This window comes from Macrococcus sp. PK, from assembly GCF_022501545.1.
GTDB lineage: Bacteria > Bacillota > Bacilli > Staphylococcales > Staphylococcaceae > Macrococcoides > Macrococcoides epidermidis.
Genome location: NZ_JAEPRF010000019.1, coordinates 58,013 through 64,012 on the forward strand (window position 1 = coordinate 58,013; position 6,000 = coordinate 64,012).

The 6,000-nt window shown below is 36.2% G+C and carries 6 protein-coding genes and 1 pseudogene; 3 read left to right on the plus strand and 4 right to left on the minus strand.

Annotated elements, in window-relative coordinates; translation table 11 throughout:
* Positions 1-26: 26 nt before the first annotated feature.
* On the plus strand, positions 27-800 hold the full coding sequence (locus tag JJJ02_RS12660; protein WP_240839288.1) for a hypothetical protein: 774 nt from the start codon (positions 27-29) through the stop codon (positions 798-800).
* A 147-nt stretch (positions 801-947) separates the two neighbouring features.
* A complete protein-coding gene (locus JJJ02_RS12665) occupies positions 948-1,682 on the plus strand; it encodes a class I SAM-dependent methyltransferase (protein ID WP_240839290.1) in 735 nt (244 codons plus the stop codon).
* A gap of 71 nt (positions 1,683-1,753) precedes the next feature.
* Here JJJ02_RS12665 and JJJ02_RS12670 read toward each other — a convergent pair whose 3' ends face one another.
* The 4 genes and pseudogenes from JJJ02_RS12670 to nrdD form a co-directional block, all read right to left on the minus strand.
* Positions 1,754-2,053, minus strand: coding sequence for a DUF2316 family protein (locus tag JJJ02_RS12670; RefSeq protein ID WP_111717133.1), 300 nt, complete (start codon positions 2,051-2,053; stop codon positions 1,754-1,756).
* Positions 2,054-2,123: 70 nt separating this feature from the next.
* Complete coding sequence (locus tag JJJ02_RS12675; protein ID WP_240839292.1) at positions 2,124-3,209, minus strand: CapA family protein; 1,086 nt, start codon at positions 3,207-3,209, stop codon at positions 2,124-2,126.
* A 63-nt stretch (positions 3,210-3,272) separates the two neighbouring features.
* The gene (gene nrdG, locus JJJ02_RS12680; protein WP_240839294.1) at positions 3,273-3,776 is read right to left on the minus strand and encodes an anaerobic ribonucleoside-triphosphate reductase activating protein; all 504 of its coding nucleotides are present in this window, start codon (positions 3,774-3,776) and stop codon (positions 3,273-3,275) included.
* Positions 3,773-5,632, minus strand: a pseudogene (gene nrdD, locus JJJ02_RS12685) (anaerobic ribonucleoside-triphosphate reductase). Before nrdD ends, nrdG begins: the two are co-directional and overlap by 4 nt.
* 212 nt (positions 5,633-5,844) lie before the next feature.
* Here nrdD and JJJ02_RS12690 point away from each other — a divergent pair.
* A partial coding sequence (locus JJJ02_RS12690; RefSeq protein WP_240837207.1) for a transposase occupies positions 5,845-6,000 on the plus strand: 156 nt, incomplete at its 3' end.

A 6,000-nucleotide genomic window follows, 5' to 3' on the forward strand; every position in this document is an offset into this window, starting at 1 on the left:
AACTTAAGGATATTTTTGGAGGATGCATGAAAAGAATCATAGCATTGTGCACAATAACCCTAATACTCACAGGCTGTCATGAAGAAGAAGCTGCACGAACATCTACAGAGAAAGCATCATCTACGAATCAACAAACAACACCTACTGTTGAGATGGAATTTATACAAAGTAATCCTAAAGAAATAAAACCACAGCATAAACAAATTGCAGACGAAAACATTCAACAACTCAAAAAAGAAATATCAATAGAAGTTGCTTCGAAAATTCCGAAAGTAAAACCTATTACATCGAAATATGAATATGTTGATACCGTTAGAGAATATTCGAAAGAGATGGATCGTGTCATTAATACGATGACTGTATATGATAATAAAAAAGATGTTGAACAGCAACTTACAAAAGTGAAAAATATCGTTGTCAAATACGAAGTGAAAGTTCAAACGGCAAAAGAATTGCCCCAAATTAAAAAAGTAGATGCAGAAGTTAAGAAAGCAAATGATAAATATATTCAGTCATTTGGTAAAATAGCTTCAGCGATTACGACAAAAGATATTGCACTAAAAGAAGATGGATATACTGATTTCTCAAAAGGAAATACATACTTTAACAGAGCGTACTATGGTGTACAATCTATTGAGGATAACGTCCAGATGGAAGCAATGGTTGAACCAGATACTACAAACCAATCACCAACGAGTGAGTCGTCATCTCTAGAGATTGTCGTATATACAGCAAACGGTAGTGAAGCGTTACCGATGAGTGACTCAGCAGAGGACAAGAAAAGTGCGTTACCGAAGTGAAGAAATTTGTATACCAACTGATGAACAAACATTGAAAATCATTATGATTTTATTGTTTGTTCTTTTTTTAAATACTATTCAAAAAACTTTATAAACGATTATAATTTTGATAAAGTAAATGCTAATAAGATACTTAAAGGAGTGCCTATGGACAATAATATGTATGATAATCGGTCATTGTTCGATAAATATAGCGAAATGGAACGCTCAAAGAAAGGTTTAGAAGCAGCTGGCGAATGGGAGAGCTTTAAAGAAATGCTTCCCGAGTTAAATGGTGCTGCTGTGCTGGACTTAGGTTGTGGTTACGGTTGGCATTGCCAGTATGCTGTAGAACAAGGCGCAGAGAAAGTTGTCGGAATCGATATTTCTGAAAAGATGTTAGAGCGTGCACAGGTACAGCCGGATGCAGATAAGATTACTTTTATTAATCAGTCGATGGATGAATTAGACTTTGAACCACATGAATTTGAAGTAGTAATGAGCTCATTAGCGATACATTATTTACCGTCATTTAAAGATGTTGTCGAGCAGGTTAAGGAAGTATTAACGATTAACGGTACATTTATCTTTAGTGTAGAACATCCTGTATTTACAGCTGAAGGTAGTCAGGACTGGATTTATGATGAGGCAGGCAATAAATTGTTCTGGCCGGTTGACAATTATTATAAAGAGGGCGAACGTGAGACACAATTTCTTGGGGAAGAAGTAAGGAAATATCATCGAACACTTTCACATTACTTAAGTGTGCTGATTGATAACGATTTCGTGATTAAGGGCATATCTGAACCTGAGCCAAGTGAAAAGCTACTAGATGAAGTGCCTGAGATGAAAGATGAATTAAGAAGGCCGATGATGCTTATTATTTCTGCACGTAGAAAATAATGCATATTGTGTTATAAATATAAGTATAAATAAAAGAGGAGAGATGAGCATATGCTTGTCTCTCCTTAGTATTATTGTAAAAACCAATAATCGGTTTTCATACCTTTTAAATAACTATATTCTTTTGGCGTAATCCCGTGTGTACGAAGTTCATCGTTGATAAAATCTCTAACATCCCAAACGAGATGAATAAATTCATTCGTTGGAAGTATTGTAGACATTTGCGAATTATCCATATTTAAAATTGCTGTAATATCCTGAGATGTTAAATTAAAATGTTCTGCGATTGTGGCAATAGATAACGTCGCATCGTTTAGATGAGCGTATAATTCTGTACTTGTAACTTTACGTTCTTCAACTGATAGTGACATATTCATCCTTCTTTCTATGTGTAGAAGGTTATTATAATACTTTTTACGTAAAATACAAGGTATTTTTACTTTAATGTGATAAATTCTCCACAACTTTCACTTTTGAAGGATACGTTGTCATTAAATCATTAATAAAATTAAACTGCGTTTGTTTCGTACTATCATCAAGTGATGACTGCATTAAAGGTACAGTTTTGTAGCCGCCAGCGTTATAATCACCTTCATTGTATGTGGGTAAGAATTCACCTGAGGCTACTTCAACGCCATCTTTTGTTTTCTTAATATCTAAAGATAAAATCCCGCCCAGACGTGTCTGCATTTGACCTTGACCGCTAAAGAAATTACCTTGGCTATAGATGATAAAGCTATCTTTATCCTGTTTCATCGGCTCTAAAGCATGAGGATGTCCACCAAGGACGATATCTGCACCGTAATCCGTTAGCGCCTGTGCTACATCTCGTTGCTCTTGATTCTCGTGATACTGATACTCTGTACCCATATGTAATGAGACAACAACGCCATCAACTTGTGGTTTTAATGTTTCGATATCTTTTTTCATTTTTTTTAGATCGATAAAATTCACATCATAATCAGCAGCTGGTTCATGCCCATTTGTCCCATAAGTGTATGCTAAAAATCCGAGTTTTACACCGTTTTCTTCGATGATACGTGGCGTGTCATGATCTTCTTGACTGCGATAAGCACCGACATATGGTAAGTGCATTTTATCTAAGTAATCTAAAGAGATATGTAACCCTTTTTGTTCCTGATCGAGTGCGTGGTTATTCGCATTTGAGACAATATCGAATCCAGCATTTTTAATGGCCTGTGCGACTTCAGGGGGCAAATTAAATGTAGGATAATCACCTAGACCTAATTCATTTGCAGCGATGGGTGTCTCAAGGTTAGCGATCGCAATATCAGCGTTCTCAATCATCGGTTTAACCGCTTCAAATCCTGGATTAAAGTCATAACCATTTGCCGTCTGTGCATGACGTGCCACATGACCATGAACGAGTACGTCACCGACTGATTTTAAGTTCACGACGCCGTCTTGTGCTTCGGGTATTTGATGATCAAGTACAGCTGTAGGTAGAACGAATTGTGATGCAGTTAATACAGAAAGTGCAAGTGCTTTAATTTGATATTTATCCATTAGTTAAACTCCCATTAAATAATATTAATTACATTATATCTTAAATAAATAAAAAAACATTATTTATTTTTCATGTAATATATTACCTTTGTTTAAATAATGGATACGTTGATTAAGTGACCCGCGAAACTTTAAGTTTGGCTGAAATAGGCTATGGACATAGGGACCATCAACAAGTACATCGATATTATTTAAAACTTCAGCTAGCACTGGTATATTTTTAATATACTCAATCATATATCCTGACCACATCCATATATCTTTTCTATTCCCGAATTTCTTTCTGAATGCTGAAATAAGTGGTTGAATAACAGCTAAATTATCTAACGGTTCCCCACCAAGTAGAGAAAGTCCGCTGATATAATCTTTATCAAGCAAGGTTAATATCTCTTCGATTTTCTGTTCTGTGATGCGTTCTCCATGATTAAATGACCAGATACTTGCATTGAAACACTCGGGACAATGAAAGTGACAGCCGGATACATACACAGACACACGCATGCCTGTTCCGTCTGTAACGACACAATTCATTATCCTGGCAACATATCCCATACCTTCATACGTCATAATAAATCATCTCTTGTCGACATATGTTTGACACGCGTGGCAATTTCAATTTGACGTCCTTTTACCATTGGACGTTTTAAAGGCTGTCCGAGATAACCGCAAGTACGTTTGACCACATCTGTCGTTTCAGGATTATTGTTTCCACACTCAGGACAGACATATCCTGTAGCCGTCGATTGAAATTCACCGGAATAACCACATTCAAAACATTGATCAATCGGAGTATTCGTACCGAGATAACCGATACGTGAATAAGCATAGTCCCATACTGCTTCTAACGCTTCAGGGTTATGGACAAGCGAAGGGTATTCGCAATAATGAATAAATCCGCCTGTGGAATAACGCGCGAAGTCTTTTTCAAAATCAATTTTTTCGAAAGGGGTAATATTTTTGCGGATATCATAATGAAATGAATTCGTATAATACCCTTTATCGGTTACGTTTACCACAGGGCCAAAGCGTTCAAAATCGAGTGCACAGAAGCGGTCCGTTAGAGATTCACTTGGTGTACCATATACACTGAACTGAATATCGTATTGATTGGTTAAGTTATCAGCGTATGATTTTATCGTCTTTAATATATTTAATATAAAGTCATAAGCATCTTTATTCTGTTCCCAGTCTTTCTCAAATAAATGCGCGCCAACTTCATATAATCCCATATAACCGATACTGATAGTGCTACGACGATTATCAAACAAAGCTGATATGTCTTCGTCGGCATGTAGTCTTTTACCGAATGCACCATATTGATAAAGTATAGGGGCATTTTGTGGTCACGCATCTTTTAATCGATTAATTCTAAACAGACAAGCATCACGTACAATATCCAATCTTTGATGCAACATGGTCATAAATGTATCCGGATTATTACTTAATAATGCAATACGAGGTAAGTTAAGCGTTATGACACCTAGATTGAAACGGCCATTGTTGATAAATTGTCCATCTTCCTGATAAGCATTCAGGAAGCTTCGACAACCCATCGGTGCTTTGAAATCGCCAATCATCTCTGTTATCGCCTGATAATTTAATACATCAGGATACATGCGTTTTGTAGCGCATTCGATAGCCAATTGTTTTATCGCATAATTTGGATTATTCTGCTTTAAATTCACTCCGTCTTTTAAACTGAAGACAAGCTTTGGAAATATTGCAGTCGTTTGATCGGCCCCAAGCCCTGCAATCCGCGTATTTAATATTGCACGTTGAATCATAACACTGTACTTATCCGTTCCTAATCCAAAGCCGAAAGTTACAAACGGTGTTTGCCCGTTACTTGTATAAAGTGTATTAATTTCATATTCAAGCGACTGGATGGCATCATCAATATCTTTTTCGGTCATTTGCTGGGTATATTGTTGCCGTTTATCTTGCTGGGCATACTTTTGTGCAGTTTGACGATGTTTTTCTGCATTTAAAGCAGCATAAGGACTTAGCACTTCATCGATACGATCTACTGAGCATCCACCATACTGACTGCTGGCGACATTAGCGATAATTTGTGCGATCTGAGCTGCAGCAGTTTGAATCGATTTTGGTGATTCAACTTTCGCGTTACCAATCTTAAAACCATGAGCCAGCATATTAGGAATATCAATTAAACAGCAGTTCGTCATCGGCATATAAGGATGATAATCTAAATCGTGGAAATGAATATCACCGTTTAAGTGAGCGTGTTTAACATGTTTCGGTAGCATATCACGGCCGAGTGATTTCGCAACAGTACCAGCAGTTAAATCACGCAGTGTATTAAAGACATTCGCATCCTTGTTTGCATTCTCATGAACGACTTCTGGATGTCTATTTATTAAACGTTCTAAGCTGTCCTTCAAATCAGTTGTTTCAGTTAACATTTCATCACCTACTATATATTGTGTTTTCAAATAAATATTAATACTATATATAGTGTTTGTGTTGAAAAAAGGAGTGAATTTGAAAAGATGTCATAATTACAACGAAGCTATCTGGTTTTAAGAACATGAGGTGTGAGAAAAGTTACAAAAAAAGCCGAACACAATGTTTGAAGTGCACCCCTAAAGTTGAACCTTAAAATTCAACTTTAGGGGTGTTTATTTTGAATAAAAAGCATGAACTTGATTTTAAATTAAGAATTATTAAAGAATATAAAGATGGAAATATTGGCTATGATTCATTGGGTAGAAAATATGATATTCAACCTTCAATACTAAGAACATGGATTTATCAATTTGATACCTTCGGT